18 protein-coding genes are annotated in these 22,550 nt (G+C 69.9%); 11 read left to right on the top strand and 7 right to left on the bottom strand.

The annotated features are described in order from the left end of the window. Window positions 1-57: 57 nt before the first annotated feature. Both M1L58_RS01805 and M1L58_RS01800 read left to right on the top strand, forming a co-directional pair. On the top strand, window positions 58-894 hold the full coding sequence (locus tag M1L58_RS01805; protein WP_248657603.1) for a GNAT family N-acetyltransferase: 837 nt from the start codon (window positions 58-60) through the stop codon (window positions 892-894). Window positions 895-976: 82 nt separating this feature from the next. Continuing rightward, entirely contained in the window at window positions 977-2,809 is a 1,833-nt protein-coding gene (locus tag M1L58_RS01800; protein WP_040536084.1) for a penicillin-binding transpeptidase domain-containing protein, read from the top strand. 36 nt (window positions 2,810-2,845) lie between these two features. Here M1L58_RS01800 and M1L58_RS01795 read toward each other — a convergent pair whose 3' ends face one another. Genes M1L58_RS01795 through M1L58_RS01785 form a run of 3 tightly spaced genes read right to left on the bottom strand, consistent with a single transcriptional unit; the run spans window position 2,846 to window position 5,747 of the window. After that, window positions 2,846-3,643 carry a heme ABC transporter ATP-binding protein gene (locus tag M1L58_RS01795; RefSeq protein ID WP_006866858.1) on the bottom strand — a complete coding sequence of 266 codons (798 nt, stop codon included), beginning with the start codon at window positions 3,641-3,643 and terminating at the stop codon, window positions 2,846-2,848. Then, on the bottom strand, window positions 3,640-4,743 hold the full coding sequence (locus tag M1L58_RS01790; RefSeq protein WP_248657602.1) for a FecCD family ABC transporter permease: 1,104 nt from the start codon (window positions 4,741-4,743) through the stop codon (window positions 3,640-3,642). The genes M1L58_RS01795 and M1L58_RS01790 overlap by 4 nt, the downstream gene beginning before the upstream one ends. Then, window positions 4,740-5,747 (bottom strand): heme/hemin ABC transporter substrate-binding protein, encoded by a 1,008-nt coding sequence (locus tag M1L58_RS01785; protein WP_248657708.1) that lies wholly within the window; start codon window positions 5,745-5,747, stop codon window positions 4,740-4,742. The genes M1L58_RS01790 and M1L58_RS01785 overlap by 4 nt, the downstream gene beginning before the upstream one ends. Window positions 5,748-5,890: 143 nt before the next feature. Here M1L58_RS01785 and map point away from each other — a divergent pair, with 143 nt between their 5' ends. Then, complete coding sequence (gene map / locus M1L58_RS01780; RefSeq protein ID WP_006866861.1) at window positions 5,891-6,754, top strand: type I methionyl aminopeptidase; 864 nt, start codon at window positions 5,891-5,893, stop codon at window positions 6,752-6,754. A 26-nt stretch (window positions 6,755-6,780) separates the two neighbouring features. Here map and M1L58_RS01775 read toward each other — a convergent pair whose 3' ends face one another. Continuing rightward, the gene (locus M1L58_RS01775; RefSeq protein WP_248657601.1) at window positions 6,781-8,946 is read right to left on the bottom strand and encodes a protein kinase domain-containing protein; all 2,166 of its coding nucleotides are present in this window, start codon (window positions 8,944-8,946) and stop codon (window positions 6,781-6,783) included. A 145-nt stretch (window positions 8,947-9,091) separates the two neighbouring features. On the opposite strand from M1L58_RS01775, the gene M1L58_RS01770 reads away from it, so the two are divergent. Next, a complete protein-coding gene (locus M1L58_RS01770; protein ID WP_248657707.1) occupies window positions 9,092-10,666 on the top strand; it encodes a cobyric acid synthase in 1,575 nt (524 codons plus the stop codon). A 13-nt stretch (window positions 10,667-10,679) separates the two neighbouring features. Continuing rightward, window positions 10,680-11,483 carry an alpha/beta fold hydrolase gene (locus M1L58_RS01765; RefSeq protein WP_374112645.1) on the top strand — a complete coding sequence of 268 codons (804 nt, stop codon included), beginning with the start codon at window positions 10,680-10,682 and terminating at the stop codon, window positions 11,481-11,483. Window positions 11,484-11,490: 7 nt separating this feature from the next. On the opposite strand, the gene mtr is transcribed toward M1L58_RS01765, so the two are convergent. Together mtr and M1L58_RS01755 are read right to left on the bottom strand one after the other, a co-directional pair. Then, the gene (mtr, locus tag M1L58_RS01760; RefSeq protein ID WP_248657599.1) at window positions 11,491-12,888 is read right to left on the bottom strand and encodes a mycothione reductase; all 1,398 of its coding nucleotides are present in this window, start codon (window positions 12,886-12,888) and stop codon (window positions 11,491-11,493) included. Next, entirely contained in the window at window positions 12,885-13,946 is a 1,062-nt protein-coding gene (locus M1L58_RS01755; protein WP_006866867.1) for an alpha/beta hydrolase, read from the bottom strand. Before M1L58_RS01755 ends, mtr begins: the two co-directional genes overlap by 4 nt. 152 nt (window positions 13,947-14,098) lie before the next feature. Here M1L58_RS01755 and mqo point away from each other — a divergent pair, with 152 nt between their 5' ends. The 6 genes from mqo to M1L58_RS01725 are packed head-to-tail and all read left to right on the top strand — an operon-like array spanning window position 14,099 to window position 21,781. Next, window positions 14,099-15,625 carry a malate dehydrogenase (quinone) gene (gene mqo, locus M1L58_RS01750; protein WP_248657598.1) on the top strand — a complete coding sequence of 509 codons (1,527 nt, stop codon included), beginning with the start codon at window positions 14,099-14,101 and terminating at the stop codon, window positions 15,623-15,625. A 32-nt stretch (window positions 15,626-15,657) separates the two neighbouring features. After that, entirely contained in the window at window positions 15,658-16,155 is a 498-nt protein-coding gene (locus M1L58_RS01745) for a GNAT family N-acetyltransferase (protein ID WP_006866869.1), read from the top strand. Continuing rightward, the gene (locus tag M1L58_RS01740) at window positions 16,152-18,056 is read left to right on the top strand and encodes a VWA domain-containing protein (RefSeq protein WP_248657597.1); all 1,905 of its coding nucleotides are present in this window, start codon (window positions 16,152-16,154) and stop codon (window positions 18,054-18,056) included. Before M1L58_RS01745 ends, M1L58_RS01740 begins: the two co-directional genes overlap by 4 nt. Window positions 18,057-18,081: 25 nt before the next feature. After that, complete coding sequence (gene cobO, locus M1L58_RS01735; RefSeq protein WP_248657596.1) at window positions 18,082-18,699, top strand: cob(I)yrinic acid a,c-diamide adenosyltransferase; 618 nt, start codon at window positions 18,082-18,084, stop codon at window positions 18,697-18,699. 2 nt (window positions 18,700-18,701) lie between these two features. After that, window positions 18,702-20,153: a cobyrinate a,c-diamide synthase gene (locus M1L58_RS01730; RefSeq protein WP_248657595.1), complete on the top strand. Its 1,452-nt coding sequence runs from the start codon at window positions 18,702-18,704 to the stop codon at window positions 20,151-20,153. Further along, window positions 20,150-21,781 (top strand): GAF domain-containing sensor histidine kinase, encoded by a 1,632-nt coding sequence (locus M1L58_RS01725; RefSeq protein ID WP_154881954.1) that lies wholly within the window; start codon window positions 20,150-20,152, stop codon window positions 21,779-21,781. The genes M1L58_RS01730 and M1L58_RS01725 overlap by 4 nt, the downstream gene beginning before the upstream one ends. On the opposite strand, the gene M1L58_RS01720 is transcribed toward M1L58_RS01725, so the two are convergent. Further along, entirely contained in the window at window positions 21,778-22,443 is a 666-nt protein-coding gene (locus M1L58_RS01720; protein WP_006866875.1) for a response regulator, read from the bottom strand. The genes M1L58_RS01725 and M1L58_RS01720 overlap by 4 nt on opposite strands. Between the last annotated feature and the right edge of the window lie 107 nt (window positions 22,444-22,550).

Below are 22,550 nucleotides of genomic sequence, written 5' to 3'. Positions count from 1 at the left end.
TCGGCTCGAACCGAACGGGCGCTGTCGCGAGTCCCCGTGGGGAAGTGAGGAGCGGTGGTGCTGAAGCTACTGGGCGACAGACCGCTCGGCGCGCGTGATGCAGCTGCCGTCGAACGCGTGCTCATGTCCGACCCGGTGGCGATGTGCATGGTCGCCGCGAGGTTCGAGACCCACGGCATCAACCCGCGTCTGCTCGGCGGCGAGCTCTGGACCGCACAGGACCCCTCGACGTCGCTGTGTTTCTCCGGTGCCAACCTGATCCCGCTCATCGGGTCCGCCGACGACCTCGACTACTTCTCCGATCGTGCGGTCGCCGCACCCCGCGCGTGCTCGTCGATCGTCGGCCGGGCCGACCTGGTGTTGCCGATGTGGCAGCAGATCGAACCCGTATGGGGTCCCGCGCGGGAGGTGCGTCCGGTCCAGCCATTGCTCGTCCTGTCCGGCAGCCCGGCGGTCCCGTCGGATCCGGCCGTCCGGCTGGTCACCCTCGACGACCTCGACGCCTACATGCCGGCCGCGATCGACATGTTCATCGGCGAGGTCGGGGTCGACCCGACCGCAGGCGACGGCGGACGTTCTTACCGCAGACGTCTGGCGTCGCTGATCTCCGCCCAACGGGTCTTCGCCCGCTTCGACGGTCCCGATGTCGTGTTCAAGGCGGAGATCGGGTCGCTGTCGCGGCGGGTCGGTCAGATCCAGGGCGTGTGGGTGTCGCCGGACCGACGCGGTGAGGGTCTGGGCCTGAGTGGCACCGCGGCGGTCGCCGAGGCGGTCGCGGCCCACGGACGACTCCCGAGCCTGTACGTCAACAGCTTCAACGAGACCGCCCGTGCGGTCTACGACCGCATCGGGTTCACCGAGGTCGGCACCTTCGCGACCGTCCTCGTCGACTGATCGACTCACGGTCTCAGGTCACACCGCGACCTCCCGCGTGCCTACCGGGTATCGATGCCCCGCAGCCATAGACTCGACCACGATGTGGCGCATGCGAACTCGATGGACCCCGGCGGTGATGGTCGCGGTCTGTGCTGTCGTGATCAGCGCGACCGCCGCCTGCTCGTCCTCGGAGGACGATGGCCCGCGCCGCGCCGCGGAACGATTCCTCGAGGCGTACTCGCAACAGGAACTCGACGCCGCGGCCGCCCTCACCGATGTGCCACAGACGTCCCGCTCGGCGATGGAGTCGGCGTGGTCGGGTCTCGCCGCGGAGGAACTCGAGGCCAAGGCCGGTCGGGTTCGCGTCACCGGGGACACCGCCGAGGTGGAGGTCGACTACACCTGGGCGCTCCCGCGCGGCCGTGACTGGTCGTACGACGCCACCCTGCACCTGGGTCGGTCCGACGCCGGTTGGGGGGTGCGCTGGGCGTCGACCGCGGTCCATCCGAAGCTGGGCGCGGACCAACGACTCTCGCTGCAGATCATCGAAGCGCCCCGAGCGACGGTGAACGAGGCCGACGGTTCGGAGGTCATGGTCAACGGCACCGTCGTCGGCGTGAACTTCGACCCGGAGAAGGCCACCGAGCAGGGGGCCTCGATCGCGACCTCGGTCACGAGTGCGGTCGCCGTGCTCCGCCCCTTCAACCGCGACCTCGACGAGCAACTGATCACCGAACAGGTCACCTCGAACGGTCAGCAGTATCCGCTGGCCCGACTCACCCACGCCCAGTTCGACCGGTTGCGAGACCAGCTCGCGATCCCCGGCGTCGTCACCAACGAACAGGCCGAACTGGTCCCCAAGGACCCGAAGTTCGCGCCGGCGCTGCTGACGGAGGTCAAGAAGGTCGTCGACGGCGAGGTCGCCGGACGGGCCGGATGGCGGGTGGTCTCGGTGAACCCCAACGGACTCGACGCCGACGTGCTCGCCGACCACGACGCCGACCCGTCACCCGCCGTATCGCTCAGCCTGTCGCGTACCGTGCAGAACGCCGCTCAGCGAGCGGTCAACGCCGCCAACAGGTTCCAGGTCGCGATGGTCGTCGTGCAGCCGTCCACCGGCCGAATCCTTGCCGTCGCGCAGAACCCCAATGCCGACCGGCAGGGCCCGATCGCGACGACCGGCCTGTACCCGCCCGGCTCGACGTTCAAGATGGTCACCGCGGCGGCTGCCATCAACCGCAAGATGGCCGGGCCCGACACCACCGTCGGCTGCCCGGGAGAGATCCAGATCGGTCCGCGACTGATCCCGAACTACAACGGATTCTCGCTCGGCACGGTGTCGATGCTGCAGGCGTTCGCTGCGTCCTGTAACACCACGTTCGCCAAGCTCGCCAGCCAGATGGGGCCCTCGGACCTCGCCCACACGGCCGCGGCCATGGGGATCGGTCAGCGGTACTCGATCGCCGGCCTCGACGCGGTCTCCGGGTCGGTGCCCATCGAGAACGAATTGGTCGCACGCAGCGAGGACGGCTTCGGACAGGGCAAGGTGCTCGTCTCGCCCCTCGGCCTTGCGCTGGTCGCCGCGACCGTCGCCAACGGTTCCAAAGCCCCCGTGCCGCAACTGATCCTGGACAAGCCGACCGAGATCGAGGGGCCGACCCCGACGATGCCGCCGGAGGTCTACCAGCAGCTGCGGCCGATGATGCGCGCGGTGATCACCAGCGGTACTGCGTCGGTCATCGACGGCCGCGGAGCGGTGTTCGGCAAGACCGGTGAGGCCGAGTTCGCCGGCGGATCGCACGCCTGGTTCGCCGGCTACCGCGGCGACATCGCCTTCGCCACGCTCGTCGTCCGCGGTGGTGACTCGAACAACGCGGTCGCCGTCACCCGCGACTTCTTCGACGGGCTGGGCCCGGGATACGCGGTCCGCTGACATCGGCGGAGCTCGATCACGGGAAACGGGGCTCGATCAACGGGAGGAGCGTTCGGGCAGGATCACCCGGCGCCCGCCGTGCTCGATGACCTCGACGGGATGGTCGTAGGTGCGGCTGAGCAGTTCGGCCGTCATCACCTCGTCGGTCGAACCGATGGCAAGCAGCTCACCGTGCTTCATCACCGCGATGCGGTCGGCGTAGGCGGCCGCGAGCGTCAGGTCGTGCACGACGAGCAGCACGGCGTTCCCGGCGTCGCGGTGAATGCGCAGGATCTCGAGGACCTGCTCCTGGTGGTGGATGTCGAGGGCGGCGGTCGGCTCGTCGAGCATCATCACCGGGGTGTCCTGGGCCAGCGCACGCGCCAGTGACACCCGGGCCTGCTGACCGCCGGACAACTGGGCGAAGGGGCGGTCGATGATGTCGGCGAGTTCGCACAGCTCGACGGCGTCGGCGATGACCGCGGGGGAGTCGGCTGCCCTGGGGGTACGCAACCAGGGGTAGCGCCCCATGGCGACGACCTCGGCGACGGTGAACGGGGTGTCCACGCGGTTCTGCTGGGTGACCACGCTGCGGTGACGTGCGAGCTCGCGCAGCGGGGTGGTCGCGACGTCCCGTCCGTCGATGGTCACGCGGCCGCTCTTCGGGCCACGCGTGCCCGAGAGCACCGACAGCAGCGTCGATTTGCCGCATCCGTTCGGGCCGACCAGCGCCACGAGTTCGCCGGGATGGACCTCGAGGGAGACGCCGCGGACGACCTCACGGCCGCCGAGTTCGACCCGGACGTCCTCGGCGGCGATGCCCGGCGTGCCCGCGGGCTGCACGGCGGCGGTCACCAGCCGACCCCCGCGCGACGGCTGCGGCGCAGCAGGATGAAGAAGACCGGCCCGCCGATCAGTGCGGTGAACATGCCGAGCGGGAGGTCGGCGTCGCCGACCATCGTGCGGGCCGCGAGGTCGGCGCCGGTGATGACGAGCGCGCCGCCGATCACGCTGGTGGGCAGCAGGATCGAGTGCTTGGGGCCGACGATGAGCCGCATCACGTGCGGTACCACCAGGCCGACGAAGGCGATGATCCCGGCGAAGGCGACGGCTGCGGCGGTCAGGATCGCGGTCAGCACGATCGCCCGGCGTCGAACGGATTCCACGTTGACGCCGAGCGACGCCGCCTGGATCTCACCGAGGGCGAGCAGGTCCAGCTTGTGGACCAGGAGCACGCAGGCCGCGACGCCCACGACCACGAGGGGTGCCACCACCCAGATCTCGCTCCAGGTGCGGCCGGCCAGCGAACCGAGCTGCCAGAAGACTATCTGCTCGCGGGCAGCGGTGGAGGCGACGAAGGTCAGGAAGGCGATGACGCCCGCGGCGAAGGCGTTCACCGCGATGCCGGTCAGCACCAGCATGATCGCCGACGACGACCCGTCGCGCAGGGAGAGCAGGTAGACCGCCGCGGCGGTGACGAGTCCGAAGAGGAAGGCCGCCCCGGCCAGCGCCCAGTTCCCGGCGGCCCCACCGGCTCCCGCCGAACCACCCGCGAGGACGATCACCAGGCAGGCACCGATGGCCGACCCGGAGGACACCCCGATGATGCTCGGCTCGGCGAGCGGATTGGCGAGGACGCCCTGTAGCAGGCACCCCGCGGCGCCGAGTGCGGCGCCGACGAACAGTCCTAACACGATGCGCGGGAACCGGACGTTCCACAGGGCCCCTTCGCCGTTGGGATGCGAGGGCAGCGGTCCGATCTCGAGGTGGAAGTGGTGCGCGATGCTGCCGAGCACCTCGAGCGGCGGGATCTCAACCTGGCCGATCCCGGCGGACACGATCGCGAACGCCGCGGTCGCGAGAAGCATCACGGCGACGACGACGGTGTTGCGCATCCGGTGCGAGCGGGCGGTCACGGGTGCCGCGGTATTGGTCTCGGCGGTCGGGATGCTCACGTGTAGATCGCCTTCGCCAGCGCCGAGAGGACGAGTCCGACATCGGGACCGAAGGCCAGGATCTTGCTCTCGTCCATCTGCACGACGCGGCGGTTGCGGCCCGCCTCGGTGTCGGCGATCCCCGGGAGCGTCAGCACTCCGTCGGGTCCGCCGACCGTGTCGGCGCCCTGGGTCATGACGATGAGGACGTCGGGATCGGCCGTGATCATCGCCTCGGCGGTGATGGCGGTGAACGCACCGGTGAGCTGTGCCGCCTCACCGGCGTCCCGGCCACCGAGTTCGGCGATCAGGTCGTCGGCGCCCGAACCGGGGCCAGCGAGGAGCAGGAGGTTGCGGCCGCGGATGTAGAGGAAGGCCATCGTCGGGTCGCCGGAGGGATCAGGGACGAGATCGCGGGCGGCCTCGATCTGTGTATCGGTGCGTTCGACGAGCTTCTCACCCGCCTCGGGGACCCCGAGGGTCTTGGCGACCGACCGCATCAACGTGTTGTTGGACGCGAGGTCGCGGGTGGCGGGGAACACCACCACGGTGACGCCGGAGTCGCGGATCTGGTCCACCGCGGTCACCGGTACCGTCGACTCGCTGACCAGCAGAACCGTCGGGGCAAGGGCCAGAACGGATTCGGCGTTGAGACTGTGCCCGCGGTTCGTCACCACCGGGAGTCCGACCGCCGACGGAAAAGCCGTCGAGGTGTCGCGGCCGACGACCCGCGAGCCCATGCCGAGTGCGAAGACGATGCTGCCGAGGGTGCCGCTGACGTCGACGGCGATGATCCGGCTGGTGTCGGTGACGGTCACGGGTCCGTAGCGGACGGAGTCGACGGTGACCGGCAGCGCCGATCCCGGGTCGTCCGCGACGGGTGTCACATCGTTCCCGTCGAGGGTGGCCGTCTGCGGCCCATTGCGCAGATGGGCGCCGGGGGAGTGCCGGTCCTGTTCGATCGGGGTGACGAAGCACGCCGAGACGGTCACGACGGTCAGGACCACCACCAGCAAGGCCCGCACCGATCTGATCGACGCGCCCACCGTCACCACCTTCGAATCCGGTCCCGACGCCCAGCGGCGTGGAAGTCTTAGGGCGAGCTTAGTTGTCGCGCCGATGCCGTCCGCGCACCGGTCCACCCCGGGTGGACGGATAAAGTGGTCGCATGCCAGTTCGCAGTGCCCTGACCCCCGGTACCCCGACGCCGATCCGAACCGTCCCAGACTCCATCGAGCGGCCGGAGTACGCGTGGAAACCCACCGTGAACGAGGGTCACGAACCCTGGGTGCAGACGCCGGAGACCATCGAGAAGATGCGCCTCGCAGGCAAGATCGCCGCGAACGCGCTCGCCGAGGCCGGCAAGGCCGTCGCACCCGGCGTGACGACCGACGAGCTCGACCGGATCGCCCACGAGTACATGGTCGACCACGGCGCCTATCCGTCGACGCTGGGCTACAAGGACTTCCCGAAGTCCTGCTGCACCTCGCTCAACGAGGTGATCTGCCACGGCATCCCGGACTCGACCGTCATCGCCGACGGCGACATCGTCAACATCGACGTCACCGCCTACATCGACGGCGTCCACGGCGACACCAACGCGACCTTCCTCGCCGGGGACGTCGAGCAGGAGGTCGTCGACCTCGTCGAGCGCACCCGAACCGCCACCGAGCGGGCGATCAAGGCGGTCAAGCCGGGACGCGAACTCAACGTCGTCGGCCGCGTCATCGAGTCGTACGCGAATCGCTTCGGTTACAGCGTCGTCCGCGACTTCACCGGGCACGGCATCGGCGAGACCTTCCACAACGGGCTCGTCGTGCTGCACTACGACGAGCCCAACGTCGACACCGTCCTCGAACCCGGGATGGTGTTCACCATCGAGCCGATGATCAATCTCGGCGGCCTCGCCTGGGAGATGTGGGACGACGGCTGGACCGTCGTGACCGCCGACCGGAAGTGGACCGCGCAGTTCGAACACACCCTCGTGGTCACCGAGGACGGCGCGGAGATCCTGACCCTTCCGGACGCCTGACCGCGGTTCCCGCCCGGCTGGGCGGGCTAGGCGGGGAAGCGCACGGGCTGCGGCTCGTTGCTCGTCGTCGTGGTGCCGTTGCCGAGCTGCCCCTTGGAGTTGAGACCCCAGCAGTACATCTTCCCGTCGGCGACCGCGCACACGTTGGCCGAGCCGGTGGTCACCTCGGTGACGCCCGACAGCCCGTTGATCCGGTCCGGGGCGTGGTCGGGGAGTGCACTCCGTGAACCCCAGCAGTAGGCGGAACCGCCCGCCGCGGCACAAGCGGCGTAACCCGTGGTGGAGACCTGTGTCGCGCCCCGGACGTCGATCGGCGTCGGTCGTTGCCGGCTGACCTCGGTGCCGTCGCCGAGCTGACCGGAACCGTTCTCGCCCCAGCAGAACACGGTCCCCGAGGCGCCGCCGGAACCGTCGGCCACCGCGCACGTCGAGTAGAGGCTCGTGGAGATCGAGGTGGGGGAGTCCAGGTCGAGCCTGGTCGGGGTGGGCCGGTTGGTGGTGGTGCCGTCGCCGACCTGCCCGTCGGCGTTGTTGCCCCAGCAGTAGGCGGAGCCCGTGGCGATGGCACAGGTCGTCGTGTGGGAGGTCGAGACCGCCGTGACGTTCGAGAGACCGGAGACCCGCGTCGGTGTGGGGATCGTGGGGTCGGCGCCCGCACCGGTCTGTCCGTGGAGGTTGTTGCCCCAGCAGTAGAGGTCGCCGGAGCTGACGGCGCAGGTGGTGAGGCCGACTGCCACCGAGCTCACGTCGGTCAGGCCGGACACCTTGGTCGGCAACGTGACGTTCTGGCCGGTCTGTCCGACGCCCTGGCCCCAGCAGTAGAGGTCGCCCGAGGCGATCGCGCAGGTTCTACCGAGGCCGCCCATGCTGACGGCAGACACATCGTCGAGGCCGGACACCTTCTCCGGGCGCGGCCGGTCCGTCGTCGAACCGTCGCCGAGGGTGCCGTACTGGTTGCCGCCCCAGCAGAACAGCTCGCCGCCACGCACCGCGCAGGTGCTGTCGCCGCTCGAGGCGATGGACGCGAAGTCACCGCCCGAACCCGGTGTGGCACTGGTCGATCCGGCCGACGAGCTCGTCGACGTCGAGGCGCCTGAAGCCGTGGTCGCCGGGGCGTCGTCGGAGCCCACCAGGGCGATCGCGGTGATCATGAGAGCCAGGACGAGGACGAAAACACCGGCGCCGACACCCACGAAGAGCCCGGTCCGATTCTTCTTGGGAGGTGGCGGGGGGAAGCCGCCGGCGAAGACCGCGGCCGGGGTGTGCGGCTGGTGCGCGGTGGGCGGGGTGTGCACCTGGAACGGGGGCTGGTGCCGGATTCGTGGCGGGAACGCCGGGGCGGGGGTGGTGGGGGCCGCGCGACGCGGGCCCGCGGCTGCCGCCTGCTCGAGTGCCCGCGCGAACTCCGTGCACGATGCGAACCGGTCGGCGGGCTGCTTGGCCAGCGCCCGGGCGAAGACCGGATCGAGATGCCCCAGAGCCGGATCGTGGTCCGACGGCCGGGGCACGGGCGAGTTCACGTGTCCCGAGATGAGCGCCGCCGGGGTGTTGCCCGGGAACGGCTGACGGCCGGTGAGCAGCTGGAAGACGGTGCAGCCCAGGGCGTACTGGTCCGAGGCGGGTATCGCGGCCTCGCCGGTGAGGAGTTCGGGAGCGGCGTAGGCCAGCGTGCCGACGAACAGGTTGGTCGCGGTCATCTTGTTGCCGTCGACCAGCCTGGCGATACCGAAGTCGAGAACGGTCACGCGGGTGATGCGGCCGTCCGGCCCGCGGGCGACGACGATGTTCGCCGGCTTGACATCGCGGTGGATGACCCGCTGACCGTGCGCGTAGTCGAGCGCGTCGGCGACGCGAGCGGTGATGGTGACGACCTCGTCGACGGGCATCGGGCCGGCGCCGGTGAGGTCCTTGCCGTCGAGGTAGGTCATCGAGAACCACGGGCTGCCGTTCTCGACGCCGTGGGTGAAGACGGTGACGATGCCCGGGTGATCGAGGGCTGCCGCGGTCCGGGCCTCGTTGCGGAACCGCTCGTGGAAGCTCGGATCGGCCGGATTCGGCGAGATGATCTTCAGGGCCTCACGACGGCCCAGCGTCGGATGTTCGACGAGCCAGACCTGGCCCATCCCACCGCGCCCCAACAGGGAGATCACGCGATACCCGGCGAACGTCGATCCGGGTTCCACTGTCTCCACGCCCGACGACCCCCTTGTCCCGACCCGCTCGCACAGGTCTTCCCGACCACGCCCCTGCAGGCGGTGTCGTCACTGTAACCAGCCGGAGCGATTCGCGAGGCAAGTGGTGCGTCGTGTGAACGACCCCCACCACTACGCTGTCGTGGTGGCCGATCTCGGTGGTGCGTTGCTCGTGGGCGGAACCAGTAGCGACGCCGGCAAGAGTCTCGTCGTCGCAGGTCTGTGCCGTGCTCTTGCGCGCGACGGCGTGCGCGTCGCGCCGTTCAAGGCGCAGAACATGTCGAACAACTCGGTGGTCACCCTCGACGGCGGGGAGATCGGCCGCGCCCAGGCCCTGCAGGCCTTCGCCTGCGGACTGGAACCCTCGACGCGGTTCAACCCCGTCCTGCTGAAACCCGGCAGCGACCGCCGCTCCCACGTCGTGCTGCGCGGCCGCCCGGCCGGTGACGTCGGCGCCCGGGACTACCTGGCCTGGCGGTCTCGGCTGAGGGAAGTCGTCGTCGAGGAGCTCGCCGCACTCCGCCGCGACTTCGACGTCGTGCTCTGTGAGGGGGCGGGATCGGTCGCCGAGATCAACCTCCGCCGCAGCGACATAGCCAACATGGGGCTCGCGCAGGCGGCGCGACTACCGGTGCTGCTGGTCACCGACATCGACCGCGGTGGATCACTGGCCTCGCTGTTCGGCACCACCGCGATCCTCGATCCCACTGATCAGGCGCTGATAGCGGGGTACGTCGTCAACAAGTTCCGGGGCGACCCGACGATCCTCGAACCCGGGCTGCAGCAGGTCGAGGCGATCACCGGTCGCCGGAGCCTCGGCGTCCTGCCGTTCGCCGACGATCTGTGGCTCGACGCCGAGGACTCGCTGGCCGCCCCCGTCGGTCGGCGGGTCGGGCCGCCGCTGTGCCCGCCCGGCTCGGGCGCCCGACTCCGCGTCGCCGCGATCCGGTTGCCCCGCATCTCCAATTCCACCGACGTCGAGGCGCTCGCCTGCGAACCGGGGGTCGACGTGACCTGGGTCGACGACCCGGGGAGCGTCGCCGCCGCCGACCTGGTGGTGATCCCGGGGACCCGTGCCACGGTCGCCGACCTCGCTTGGATGCGGGACCGCGGGCTCGCCGAGGCGGTCACCGCCCGCGCGGCCCGCGGCGCCCCCGTGGTCGCGATCTGCGGTGGTTTCCAGATGCTCGCCCGGACCATCGACGACGCGATCGAATCCGGGCGCGGCCGCGTCGACGGCCTCGGCGTCTTCGACCTCGACATCTCCTTCGCCACCGACAAGACACTGCGCCAGGTCAGCGGCACCGGTCGTGGCGAGCGCATCGGCGGCTACGAGATCCACCACGGGCGGGTCGTCGGGTCACGGGAGGACACCTGGATCGTCGACGACGTCGCCGGACCCGAAGGCGCGGTGCGCGGTGCGGTCCGTGGGACGCACTGGCACGGACTGCTGGCCAACGACGCCTTCCGGCGTCGTCTGCTCACCGAGGTGGCCGCCGAGGCCGGTGTGCGGAACTTCCGGGTCGCCGGCGACACCGCGGTGGAGGCGATCCGCCGCCGGCAGGTCGACACGATGGCCGACCTGGTCGCCGAGCACCTCGACATGGACGCGGTGATGCATCTCATCGCGACCGGGCCGCCCGCCTCCGCGCCGGTCATCCGCCACCACCTGGACCCCGACGCCGGTTCGGCGCAGACGCTATCGTGGCCCAATGACTGAAGATCAGCGTCAGGTGACCGTCAACGGCCTCACCTTCGACGTCCGGATCGGGGGACCGGAACGGGGCCCGTGGGTCCTGCTGCTTCACGGATTCCCGGTGGACGGATCCTGCTACGACGCGGTGCTCCCGCGACTCCACGATTCAGGCCTGCGGACGCTCGTCCTCAACCAGCGCGGCTACAGCCCGGGCGCGCGTCCCGAGGCCGTCGAGGACTACCACCTCAGCCACCTGGTGTCGGACGTGATCGCCGTGCTCGACGAGCTGGAGGTCGGGTACGCGATCCTCGTCGGACACGACTGGGGCGGCATCGTCGCGTGGCATCTCGCGGGTAAGTACCCGGACCGGTTCACCGGTCTGGTGGTCGCGAGCACCGGCCACCCGTCGGCGATGCGTGATGCGCTCGCCTCGAGCGATCAGCGCGAAAGATCCTCCTACATCCTCGATTTCGTCGCCGACGGCGCCGAGAAGGCGCTCCTCGCCGACGACGGTGCGAAGCTGCGCGCCGCCGGGGTCACCGCCGAGGAACTCGCCCCGCTGCGCGAGCCGGGCGCCCTGCGGGCGGCGCTGAACTGGTACCGGGCCAACTTCGTCGGCGACATCAAGGGCACCATGGCATGCCCGCCGGTGGAGATCCCCACGACCCTCGTCTGGAGTGACGCCGACGCCGCGCTCGGGCGCGAGCAGGCGCAGGGCAGTGGCCGCTACGCCTACTCCGACTTCCGGTTCTGCGAACTCGCCGGGGTCGACCACTGGATCCCGCAGAACGCACCCGCCGAACTGGCGAGCGAGATCGCGCTGCGGTCGACGATCTTCTAGATCGGCGCTAGATCTCCAGACCCAGCAGCGCGTTCTCGAGTACCTCGGGCATGCCCGGGTGGATCCAGTACTGGCCCCGGGCGACCTCGAGGGCGGTCTGGCCGAAGGACATCGCCTGGATGACCGGCTGGATCACCGTCGGGGCCTGCGGGCCGATGATGTGCGTGCCGAGGATCTTGCCGGTGCCGCGTTCGGCGATCACCTTGCAGAAGCCGGTGGTGTCCTCCATGGCCCAGCCGTAGGCGACGTCACCGTAGGCCTGGACCTTGACCGTGATGTCGTACCCGGCGTCGCGGGCCTCGTCCTCGGTCATCCCGACCGAGGCGATCTGCGGGTGCGTGAAGACGGCCGCGGGGACGAACCGGTGGTCGAATTCGACGAGATCGTCTGCGTCCCAACCTTTGAGCAGGTTGGCCTGCACCACCCGCTCCTCGTGGTTGGCGACGTGCTTGAGCTGGTACGGCGAGCTGACGTCGCCGAGCGTCCACACCCCGCGCGCGGCGGTGCGGCCGCGAGTGTCGCAGCGCACCCGGCCCTCCTCGTCGAGTTCGATGCCGACCGAGGACAGATTGAGGCGGTCGCCGTTGGGTTTCCGGCCGGTGGCGACGAGCAGGACATCGGCCTCCAGTCGGGTCCCGTCGTCGAACTGCAGGCGTACCCCGCCGTCGGGCAGGTCCTCCGCACCGGTGATCCCGGTGTCGAGGTGGACGTCCCACTTCTCCTTCGCCACCTGGGTGAAGCGGTTGGAGATGTCGGCGTCCTGTTTGCGCAGCAGCGCGGGGCCGCGGGCGACGATCGACACCTTGGAACCGAGGGCGCCGAAGACATGCGCGAATTCGGCTGCGATGTAACCGCTGCCGACGATGACGAGTCGCTCCGGCAGCTCCGGCAGACGCATCACGTCGTTGTTGGTGTAGTACGTGACGCCGGAGTCGGCGATGACCGGCGGGATGACCGCGCGGGAGCCGGCGGCCAGGACGACCTCGCGCGCGAGAACCGTTGCACCGTCGGCGGTGACGAGACGGTAGAGGCCGTCATCGTCCCGGCCGTCGAACTCGACATGGGAGCTGTACACGGTGATGTTCTCGCACCGGTCGACGCGATATTCCTTGCCGCCCTCGGAGATCGGGTCGATCCGTCCGAACACGCGCTCGACGATGCCGGGCCAGTCCACCGAGTCCACCTTGGCGTGCACACCGAGACGTGCTCCCTGCGTGGCGATCTCGGCGACCTCCGCCGCGTAGACGAACATCTTGGTCGGGATGCAGCCGACGTTGAGGCAGGTGCCGCCGTACACGCCTTCCTCGAAGATGGCGATCGTCTTCTCGACGTAGCGCTCGTCGGGGATGGAGTTGCCGCTGCCGGAGCCGATGATGGCCAGGTCGACGACCTGCGTGGCGGTCATAGGGTGCTCTCTTTCCTACTGGTTTCCGAGGATTCGGTCGCGGGCCGGATGGTGTGGGTGAGCCAGTCGTCGACCTCGCGATAGGCCTGCTCACGCGCATGTGGCACGGAGAGGAAGACGTCGTGGCGGGCATCGGGGATGGGGACGGTCGACACGCGTCCGCCGAGGCAGCCGCTCCAGCGGGCGATCTGGCGGACGTCGAGGACGACGTCGGCGCGATCGGTCGACGCCGAGTAGGTCTTCGCGAAATGGGTCTTGTCCGACCGCAACACGAGTGCCGGCGTGCCGACGTCGATGCCGCGGTGCAGCCGCCGTTGCCCGCTGCGGACGGCGTTCAGGAATCCGAAGGTGACCGGAAAACCGCCCATCGGTTTGAGGGCGAGGTCGTAGCTCCACTCACCGTGCGCGCTCTCGTGGAGGCTCTCGCCGTAGGCCGAGGAGAGCTCTTGCGGGATCACCCGGGTGGGCTGTACCGCGGCCACCGCCTTGATCAGCATCGTCACCGGCAGCGTCCTCAGGACGGCGTCACCCTGGAGGTCCAGCCACGGCGAGTTGAGCAGCAGGCCGTCGACGAGCCCGTGCCGGGCCGGGTCCTGCTCGCGCAGGCGATCGAGCCACAGCGCCGTGATCAGCCCGCCCGTCGAGTGCCCGGCGATGATCATGCGGGTGTCCGCACCGACCTCTTCGGCGATCAGCTCGAGCGCGAGTCCGAGCTCCTCGTCGTACCGGGCGAGGTCGGTGGTGAAGTGGGCGGTGTGGTGGTCCTCCCGCGACCGTCCGCATTTGCGCAGGTCGATCGCGTAGAACGCGTAACCGCGGGCGGTGAAGAAATCGGCCAGCGGCTCGTGGAAGAAGTAGTCGGTGAAGCCGTGGACATAGAGCACCGCACCGGCCACGGGGCGGGAGCCGTCGATCCGCGCACCCGCCTCGGCACGGCGGATCAGGGTGGCGGTGACGGGAGATTCCCCGTCCGGATCGTCGCCCAGCGGGATGGTGCGGAGTTGATAGTGGTCCAGGAAGCGGTCGGGTTGCCAGCCGGTGCCTGCGGATACGCTCACAGCAGCCAGCTTAATGACCCCTCCGCTCGGGCAGGGGGCGCCGCGGAAGTGTCACGGATACCACAGTTGAGCAGGTCGATTCTGTGACAGAACGTGCCATGCTGGACAATGGCCGATGAAAAGATCGTTGATGAGCTCGAAGTGGAGTCCAGGTGTCGAAAACGGTGATCAAGACCGACGTGGCTTTGGTGGGTGCAGGCATCATGAGTGCCACCCTGGGAGCGCTTCTCCGTCAGCTGCAGCCCGACTGGTCGATCAGCCTGTTCGAACGGCTCGACGCCGCTGCCGCCGAGAGCAGCGACCCGTGGAACAACGCGGGCACCGGACACTCGGCGCTGTGTGAGCTCAACTACACGCCCATGACCGCCGACGGCGACGTCGACATCACCAAGGCGCTCAACATCAACGAGCAGTTCCAGGTGTCTCGCCAGTTCTGGGCCCACGCGGTCGACCAGGGCATCCTCGGCGATCCCTCGGAGTTCATCAACCCGATCCCGCACGTCGCCTTCACCCACGGCGACGCCGGCGTGAAGTACCTGCGCAAGCGCTACGACAACCTCGCGGGCCAGACCCTGTTCGAGGGCATGGAGTTCATCGACGACCCGGCCGAGTTCACCAAGCGACTCCCGCTGATGTCGGCCGGTCGCGACTTCTCCGACCCCGTCGCGCTGAACTGGTTCGACCAGGGCACCGACGTCGACTTCGGTGCGCTGACCCAGCAGCTGCTCAACTACGTCGCGCAGGGCGCCGACATCTACTTCGGTCACTCGGTGACCAACCTGTCCAAGCAGTCCGACGGCAGCTGGATCGTCAAGGTCCGCAACGGCCGGACCGGTGACGTCCTGAAGGTCCACGCGAAGTTCGTCTTCGTCGGTGCCGGCGGCGGTGCCCTGCACCTGCTGCAGAAGTCGGGCATCAAGGAGGCCAAGGGCTTCGGTGGCTTCCCCGTCTCGGGCGAGTTCTTCCGCTGCACCAACCCCGACCTCATCGGTGAGCACCAGGCCAAGGTCTACGGCCAGGCCGCCGTCGGCGCGCCGCCGATGTCGGTGCCGCACCTCGACACCCGTGTCATCAACCACAAGCCGGGCCTGCTGTTCGGTCCGTACGCCGGCTGGTCGCCCAAGTTCCTCAAGTCGGGCAAGATCACCGACCTGCCCGCCTCGATCAAGCCGGGCAACCTGCTGCCGATGGTGTCGATCGCGCCGCAGGAGTTCGGCCTGCTCAAGTACCTCATCAGCGAGCTCGCCGCGAACAAGGCCGACCGCGTCAACACGCTGTCGGAGTTCGTGCCGCGTGCGCTCGGGGCCGACTGGGAGCTCATCACCGCCGGTCAGCGCGTCCAGGTCATCCGCAAGACGGGTGTCGGCGGCAAGCTCGAGTTCGGCACGGCCGTCGTGACCTCCGAGGACGGCACCATGTCCGGTCTGCTCGGTGCGTCCCCGGGCGCGTCGACCGCCGTCCCCGCGATGCTCTCGGTGCTCGAGAAGTGCTTCCCGGCCGAATACGCCGGCTGGTCGCCGAAGCTCACCGAGATCATCCCGTCGTTCGGTCAGAAGCTCAACGGCAACCGTGACCTGTACCGACAGGTGTGGGACTGGACCAACAAGTCCCTGCGGCTGACCGGTCGCGACGCGAGCACCGTCGAGTCCGGCGCGCTCGCCCCCGCCACCGCGGGGTGATCCCGGGCGGTCATCTGTGCTAACCACGACACATGAGCCCTGAACCGCAGCACGACCAGCGCCCGCAGGTACATCGCAGTACGGCAGCCGAGATCGATGCGGCCACGCTGTACCGGATCCTGAGGCTCCGGGTCGACGTGTTCGTCGTGGAGCAGGCCTGCCCGTACCCGGAGATCGACGGTCGCGATTTGGAGCCGACGACACGTCAGTTCTGGATCACCGAGAGCGGCGAACCCGACGACGATGCCGTGCTGGCGACCCTGCGACTCCTCGAGGAGCCGCCGGGTGCGGACGCCGGAACCGTGTACCGGATCGGCCGTGCCTGTACGGCACGCGCGCATCGCGGTCGTGGGCTGGTCGCCCGGCTCCTGACGGTTGCGCTCGACGAGGTCGGGGATCGTCCCTGCCGGATCGAGGCGCAGGCCTACCTGACCGAGATGTACGGCAAGTTCGGCTTCGTCGCCGAGGGCGACGAGTACCTCGAGGACGGGATCCCACACGTGTCGATGCTCCGTTCCGGCCCGCGATGACCGACGTCTCGGATCCGGCCCCGGTCCGCTATCCCTTCAGCGCGGTCGTCGGACAGGATCAGCTCAAGCTGGCCCTGATCCTGTCCGCCATCTCGCCGAGCATCGGCGGCGTCCTCATCCGCGGCGAGAAGGGGACGGCCAAGTCCACCATCGTGCGCGGGCTCGGCCCGTTGATCGGTGGCGACGAACGGTCCGGGCGCGTCGTCGAACTGCCGATCGGCGCGACCGAGGATCGCGTGATCGGCTCCCTCGACCTGACCTCCGTGCTGCGCGACGGGCGCGCGGAGTTCACCCCCGGACTCCTCGCCCGGGCCCATCGGGGGGTCCTCTACATCGACGAGGTCAACCTGCTCGCCGACCATCTCGTCGACGTCCTGCTCGATGCCGCAGCCAGCGGGCGCGTCACCATCGAGCGTGACGGCGTATCCCACACGCAGGCAGCGGATTTCGTGCTCGTCGGCACCATGAACCCGGAAGAGGGGGAGCTGCGCCCGCAGCTGCTCGACCGCTTCGGGCTCGCGGTCGACGTCGCCGCAGGCAAGGATCTCGATGAACGTGTCGAGGTCGTCCGGCGGCGGATGGCGTTCGACGCCGACCCGGACGCGTTCGCCGCCGAGTACGCCGAGGCCGAACACGATCTGGCACAGCGGATTCACGCGGCCCGGGAAACAGCGAGCGAGGTCGAGGTCCCGACGCGCGAACTGCGCCGCATCGCCGGCATCTGCGCCCACCTCGACGTCGACGGACTCCGCGGCGACATCGTCGTCGCGCGCACCGCCGCCGCACACGCGGCCTGGCGCGGGGCCACGACGGTGGCCGAGGAGGACGTGCGGGCCGCCGTCGAACTCGCCCTGCCGCATCGCAGGCGCCGCAATCCCTTCGACGAATCCGGTCTCTCGAACGACCAGATCGACGACGCGATGTCGGCCGGCCAGGATGCCGCCGGCTCCGACTCTCCCGAGCCCCCGGACGACGACCCGACACCGCCGGACGGCGGACCGGGCGGGGGTGCGCCGGAGCCGGGGGAGTCGTCGGAATCCTCAGGGTCCTCGGAAGAGGCCAATACGCACGAAGACTCGGAGCCCAGGTCGCAGCGGGCCCCCGGGCCCGCTTTCGGTGCCGCCCCGACGCCGACGGGGCGCCGGGTGCGTGCGCTCCGCGTGACCGGGGTCGGAGACGGCGACCCCGGCCGCCGGTCGAAGGCGCGCAGCCGGCGCGGGCACACGACCCACGCCGTCGACTTCGCCGACGGCCGGCCGGTGCACCTGTTCGCCACCGTCCTCGCCGCGGTGGGCCGGGCGCCGCAGTCGTCGGTCCGGATCGCGGCACCCGATTTGCGCGCAGCCGAACGCATCGGCCAGGAATCCAATCTCGTCGTCTTCGTGGTGGACCTGAGCGGATCGATGACCGCCCGCCGCCGGCTCACCGCGGTCGCAGAACTGTGCGTCGAGATGCTGCGGGACTCCTACACGCGTCGCGACCGGGTGGCCGTGGTCGTCGCCCGCGGCGGTACCGCGACGCTGGCCGTGCCGCCCACCAAGTCGGTGGACATCGCGGTGCGCCGCCTCGCCGAGATCCGTACCGGTGGCCGGACGCCGCTGGCCGAGGGGCTGACCCTGGCCGGCGACGTCGTCGAACGCTGTCGCCGCACCGAACCGAATCGTCGGCCGCTCGTCGTCGTCCTCACCGACGGTCGCGCCACCTCCGGCCGGGATGCCCCGGCACGGGCGCGGCTCGCGGCGTCGGCGATCCGGCGCCGGGGGATCGAGTCGGTGGTCGTCGACTGCGAGCAGGGGATGGTGCGGCTCGGCCTCGCCGCCGACCTCGCCTCCCACCTCGGCGCCGAGTTGCTGACCATGGACGAGCTGTCCGCGACCGCGCTGACCCGCGGTGCGGCCTGATACCGGTTACTGAAGGAGACATCCAGTGCCCCAAGGGGTTCCCGCCTCGGTTCCTGACGACGGCCTGACCACCCGCCAGCGCCGGAACCAGCCCGTGCTGGCCGTCCACACCGGCGACGGCAAGGGGAAATCCACCGCTGCCTTCGGCATGGCCATGCGCGCGTGGAACGCCGGTCTGCGGGTCGCGGTCTTCCAGTTCGTGAAGAGCGCCAAGTGGAAGGTCGGGGAGGAGTCGGCGTTGCTGGCTCTCGGCCAGTGCCACATCGACACCGGCGCCGGCGGTCCGGTGGAGTGGCACAAGATGGGCCAGGGATGGTCGTGGTTGCGGGCCAACACCGAGCACGCCGACGACCATGCCGCCGCGGCGCGCGCCGGCTGGGCCGAGATCGCCCGTCGGCTCGACGCCGGCGAACACGACTTCTACGTGCTCGACGAGTTCACCTATCCGCTCGCCTGGGGCTGGGTCGAGACCGACGAGGTCATCGAGACGCTCGCCCGGCGCCCCGGACGTCAGCACGTCGTCATCACCGGCCGTCGCGCACCGCAGGCGCTCGTCGACGCCGCCGATCTCGTGACCGAGATGCGCAAGATCGCTCATCCGATGGATGCCGGCCGCAAGGGCCAGAAGGGCATCGAGTGGTGACCATGTCCCGTGCGACACCGGCGGTCGTGATCGCTGCCCCGTCCTCGGGCAGCGGTAAGACGACGGTGACGACAGGACTCATCGGCGCGTTGCGCGCGGCCGGTCACCGGGTCGCCCCGTTCAAGGTCGGTCCCGACTACATCGACCCCGGCTACCACGCCGTCGCCGCCGGGCGCCCGGGCCGCAACCTGGACCCGAATCTGGTGGGCGAAGACCTGATCGCACCACTGTTCGCCCACGGTTCGGCCGGCGCCGACATCGCCGTCGTCGAGGGTGTGATGGGGCTGTTCGACGGCCGCATCACCAGCGACGACCCCGACGCCGCCGGCACCGACGCGCTCGGTATCGGCTCGACCGCACACGTCGCGTCGATCATCGGTGCACCCGTGGTGCTGGTCGTCGACGCAGGTGGGCACAGCCAGTCACTCGCCGCGGTGCTGCACGGGTTCCTGTCCTACGACTCGTCGGTCCACATCGCCGGCGTCATCCTCAACCGGGTCGGCTCGCCGCGGCACGAGATGGTGCTGCGCCAGGCGTGCGCCCGCGTCGGCGTCCGGGTCTTCGGCGTGCTGCGTCGCGACCCGTCGCTGACCGTGCCGTCCCGACACCTCGGACTCATCCCCGCTGCCGAGCGCAGCGCCGACGCGGTCGCTGCCGTCGCGTCGATGACCGCTCGCCTGCGCGACGCACTCGATCTGCCGGCGATCGTGGCCGCGGCTCGGCAGCGTCGGATCCCCGACGTCGCGCAATGGTCGGCGGCCGAGGCCCTCGCTCCCTTTCTCGACGGCACACCCGCCTCGGCTACGCGGCCCGTCGTCGCGGTCGCCGGGGGAGCGGCGTTCACCTTCGGCTACGCCGAACACGCCGAGATGCTGCAGGCCGCGGGCGCCGAGGTCGTCGCGTTCGACCCGCTGTGCGACAGGCTTCCGCCGGACACCACCGGCGTCGTGATCGGCGGCGGCTTCCCGGAGGAACACGCCGAGGAACTCGGCGCCAACCACGAACTGCGGGCCGACCTGCGTGCACACGCGGCCGCGGGCCGGCCGATCCACGCCGAATGCGCCGGTCTGGTCTACCTGGCCGACCGCCTCGACGACCGCCCGATGAGCGGAGTCCTCGACATCACCGGCAGCTTCGGACCGAAGCTGACTCTCGGCTACCGCGACGCCGTCGCCGTCGGCGACTCGGTGCTGTTCCGTGCCGGCGAGCGCGTCACCGGGCACGAATTCCACCGAAGCACCGTGCAAGTCGGGGACACGACGTCGCCCGCGTGGGCGTGGCGCGACGTCGAGGGGCGGCCCGCCACCGACGGCGTCGTCACCGATGCGGTCCACGCGTCGTATCTGCACCTGCACCCGGCGGCCATCCCGGAGGCGCTGTACCGCTTCGTGTCCCGAGTAGGCTCCTCGTCGTGGACGATGCCGACAAACTCCTCGACGCGGGCTCGCCCATGACGGCACGCCGACTCCGCGAGACCCTCGACGCCCTGGCGACCCACGGCGCGGACGACCCCGAACTGTTGCGCCAGCTGCTCGAGGCCGTGCTCGTGGTCGGTCAGGGCGTCGAACTCGACCGTGCCCTGCAGCGCATCGTCGAGGTGGCCGCCGGTCTGGTGGACGCGCAGTACGGCGCGCTGGGGGTCCGCGGTCCCGACGGCGGTCTGAGCGAGTTCGTCCACATCGGGATCACCGAGGCGCAGCGGTCGACGATGGGTCACCTGCCGGTCGGCCGTGGCGTGCTGGGGCTGCTGATCGACGACCCGCGGCTGCACCGCATCCACGACCTCGGGTCGCATCCGACCTCGGTCGGGTTCCCGCCCAACCACCCGCCGATGCGTACCTTCCTCGGTGCGCCGATCCTGGTGCGCGGGGAGGTCTTCGGCAGTATCTACCTCACCGAGAAGCGTTCGGCCGACGACTTCTCCGAGGTCGACGAGACGGTGGTCGCGGTGCTCGCGGTGGCCGCCGGTATCGCCATCGACAACGCTGGACTCTTCGAACGGGCCCGCACCCGACACCAGTGGATGCAGGTGCTGGCGCGGCGCGGCTCGGAGCCGCTCGCCGGTATCGCCCTGTCGGACACCATGTCCCGGATGTGTGTCGACGTCGCCGACCTGGTGGGTGCGGTTGACGTCTTCCTCCTCACCGAACTCGACGGCAAGGTGGAGTTGCGCGGTCACACCGGGGAGCGGATCGACATCGACAGCTTCACCGCACCGCATGCGAACGCGATCACCGTCCTGCGCGCCGGAACCATCGCGCCGTCGCTGGTGCGTCGGGGTGCCCGCTGGACGACCGTGCAGCCGCTGCAGCGGGCCTCGGGCGCCTTCGGCTGGATGATCATCACCCACCGCAACCGCCCGTACTGGGATTCCGAGGAGATCGCCGGACTGGCCGGCGTCGCCGAGATCGCCTCTTTGGCCGTCGTCTACGCCGAGCAGCAGCAGATCGCCCGCGACCTCGAGGTGCTCGAGGACCGCCACCGCATCGCGCGCGACCTGCACGACCACGTGATCCAGCGACTGTTCGCCGTGGGCATGTCGGTGCAGACGCTTCTGGCCGGGTCAACCGATCCCGCCGCCGCCACCGCGCGGCTCGAACAGATCATGACCGACCTCGATCGCACGATCGCGCAGATCCGGACGTCGATCTTCGACCTGCAGACGGTCACCGCCGGTGCCGACGGGTCGACCCTGCGGCGCCGCGTCCTCGACATCGTCTCCGAACTGTCCGGGCACGCGTCGATCTCGCCGAGCGTCCAGTTCGACGGCCCCGTGGACACCGTGGTGCCGGACACGCTGGGACCCCATATCGACGCGGTGCTGCGCGAAGGGCTGAGCAACGCGCTGCGGCACGCGCAGGCCGAACACATCGCCGTCGCGGTCCGTGCCGACGACGTGCTGACGGTCGAGATCACCGACGACGGGGTCGGTATCGGCACCGACGTCACCTATCGCGGGCTGGAGAACCTGACCCGCCGCGCCGAGGAATGCGACGGGACGTTCAGTGTCGTGACCCGCCCGCGCGGCAACCGCGAGGAGGGCGGGACGACGCTGACCTGGTCGGTACCCCTGACCGGCTAGTTCCTGCCGTCACGCAGCTTGGTCGCCATCACCGCGACCTGGGTGCGGCGCTGCATGTCCAGCTTGCCGAGGATGCGGGACACGTAGTTCTTGATCGTCTTCTCCGCCAAGAACATCCGCTCGGCGATCTGGCGGTTCGTCAGACCCTCGCCGATGAGGTTGAACACCTCGCGTTCCTGATGGGTCAGCTCGGCCAGCGGGTCCTTCTCCTCCTGCCTGCCGTCGCGCAGCTTCGCCAGCAGGGCGGCGGTCGACCGGTCGTCGAGCAGCGAACCACCCTGTCCGACGGTGCGGACCGCGGCCACGAGGTTGTGGCCGAGGATCTGCTTGAGCACGAAGCCCGACGCTCCGGCGAGCACCGCGGCGAGCAGGGCGTCGTCGTCGGCGTAACTCGTCAGCATCAGGCACTTCACGTCCGGTTCGGCGGCACGGACATCGCGGCAGAGTTCGACACCGTTGCCGTCGGGCAACCGGACGTCGAGCACGGCCACGTCGGGCTTGGTCGCGAGGATGCCGACGAGGGCCTCACCGACCGATGCCGCCTCACCGACGACCTCGATGTCGTCTGCGGTGCCGAGGAGGTCGCGGAGTCCGCGTCGGACGAGTTCGTGGTCGTCGACGAGGTAGACGCGAACCGGTGTGGGGGTCGAATCGTCAGCCATGATCTGAACGTACCGGACCTTCTCAGCTGCGAGAACTCACAACCGGGCGTTGTGTCGGCCGCGACCGGGTCCCGGCCATATTCGCGACGTCTGCCCCCATCGAAGCG

Source organism: Gordonia sp. C13, assembly GCF_023218005.1.
GTDB classification, from domain to species: Bacteria; Actinomycetota; Actinomycetes; order Mycobacteriales; family Mycobacteriaceae; genus Gordonia; species Gordonia namibiensis.
The sequence above is the reverse complement of the archived record's forward strand: the minus strand, read 5'-3'. Positions and strand labels throughout refer to the sequence as shown.

Bases quoted from the DNA above. Each gene is read 5' to 3' on its own strand.
- M1L58_RS01725 (WP_154881954.1), top strand. From the start codon at position 20,150: ATGACGGCACGCCGACTCCGCGAGACCCTCGACGCCCTGGCGACCCAC.
- M1L58_RS01720 (WP_006866875.1), bottom strand. From the start codon at position 22,443: ATGGCTGACGATTCGACCCCCACACCGGTTCGCGTCTACCTCGTCGAC.
- M1L58_RS01730 (WP_248657595.1), top strand. From the start codon at position 18,702: ATGTCCCGTGCGACACCGGCGGTCGTGATCGCTGCCCCGTCCTCGGGC.
- M1L58_RS01745 (WP_006866869.1), top strand. From the start codon at position 15,658: ATGAGCCCTGAACCGCAGCACGACCAGCGCCCGCAGGTACATCGCAGT.
- M1L58_RS01800 (WP_040536084.1), top strand. From the start codon at position 977: ATGTGGCGCATGCGAACTCGATGGACCCCGGCGGTGATGGTCGCGGTC.
- mtr (WP_248657599.1), bottom strand. From the start codon at position 12,888: ATGACCGCCACGCAGGTCGTCGACCTGGCCATCATCGGCTCCGGCAGC.
- map (WP_006866861.1), top strand. From the start codon at position 5,891: ATGCCAGTTCGCAGTGCCCTGACCCCCGGTACCCCGACGCCGATCCGA.
- M1L58_RS01740 (WP_248657597.1), top strand. From the start codon at position 16,152: ATGACCGACGTCTCGGATCCGGCCCCGGTCCGCTATCCCTTCAGCGCG.